This is a genomic window from Streptobacillus felis (assembly GCF_001559775.1).
In the GTDB taxonomy this organism is placed as follows: Bacteria; Fusobacteriota; Fusobacteriia; order Fusobacteriales; family Leptotrichiaceae; genus Streptobacillus; species Streptobacillus felis.
Window position 1 is genome coordinate 1 of sequence record NZ_LOHX01000330.1, and the last position, 1471, is coordinate 1471.

Annotated in this window: 1 protein-coding gene; it reads left to right on the plus strand. The window is 21.8% G+C overall.

The window, feature by feature from the left end:
- Window positions 1-1471 (plus strand): hypothetical protein (locus AYC60_RS09195; RefSeq protein ID WP_197417012.1); only part of this gene is annotated, 1471 nt, incomplete at both ends.

Consider the following 1471-nt stretch of genomic DNA (forward strand, 5'->3'; position numbering starts at 1 on the left):
TAATGCAACATATATTAGAGACTTAGGTAATGAAAGAGAAGTAAGCCTTAAAGGACTTCCCTCACATATTAAGGGAGAAGAAATAAATATAACATCAAATGTAGTAAATCTAAAAGATGAAGATAAGAAGACTTTAAGAGAAGAAGATGAAAGATATGTAAATAATAAAGAAAATATAGATATAGATGGAAAGAATGTAGAGTATACAGTAGAAGAAAACCCAAGATATACAAAACTATCAAATTTTTTAAATAATCCATATTTTCTAAATAATATTAAATACAATAGTAATAACAAATATTTAATAAATGAATTTAACTTAGAGAATAAAAAACTTGAAGAAAAAACTCCTAAGAAAAGTAATATAACAATAAATGCAAAGAACTTAAATATTAGAGATCAAAAACTACTATTTGATAATATTAATTTATCAAGTAATAACATATTAATAGAGGGAGCAAGATTAAAAGCCTTAGATAATTTAAATATTAAATCAGATAATATAACTCTTAAATCAATAGTAGAAGATAAAGAGACATATTTATTAACTGATGAAAATGTATTTATTAGAAGATATGAAGAATTAAAGAAATCAACTATAGAGGCAAAAAATATTTCAATTGATTCTAAAAATACAATTTTAAGTGGGAATATAACATCTAGTGAAAACCTTAATATATCAACAGAAAAGTTAGAAATAGTTGGAGATAAAATAACTAATAAATCACATCTAATTAATAACTATACTGATATATTAGTAAAAGAAGAAAACATTGAAAATAGTACTATTAATGCTAAAAATATTAATATTAAGAGTAATGAAACAACTATTAAATCAAGTAATTTAAATATAGAAGACTCTATTAATGTAGATTCAAACACACTAATAATTACTGGAGAAAAAACAGAAAATTCTAAAGAAGAAAAAACAATATCAAATGATGAATATTTACTAGATAAAAAAGAAATAAATAATAGCTCAAACATTAAAGCCCAAAACATTAATCTAAATAATACTAATGCAACAGTAATAGGAAGTGATATTACTTCAAATACACTAGAAGGAAAAAACCTTAAAGTAGAATCACAAATATTAGATAATAAATATGTTAAAAAAATAGATGCTTTTACACTTTATGAAAATACAAATGTAGATTATGAAAGTAGTTCTAGTTCAAATGTAAAAGTAAAAGATATTAAATTAGATAGATTAGGTGTAAAGGGTTCAAACTTAGAATCAAATAAATTAGAATCAAAAGATTTAAATGTAGAATCAGAAGTATTAAATACATCATTAAAGCAAAAAGTAGAAACATTTAAATTAGTAGATAATGTAAAAGGTAATGTAGATAAAGAAAATCTAGAAGTAAGAGGTAATGTAACTCTTTTTTCACATAAGGTAGATAGTAAGGATAATAAGTATCAAGAAAATGTTAAATCAAATGTAATAGTAAAAGAAGAATCAAAAATA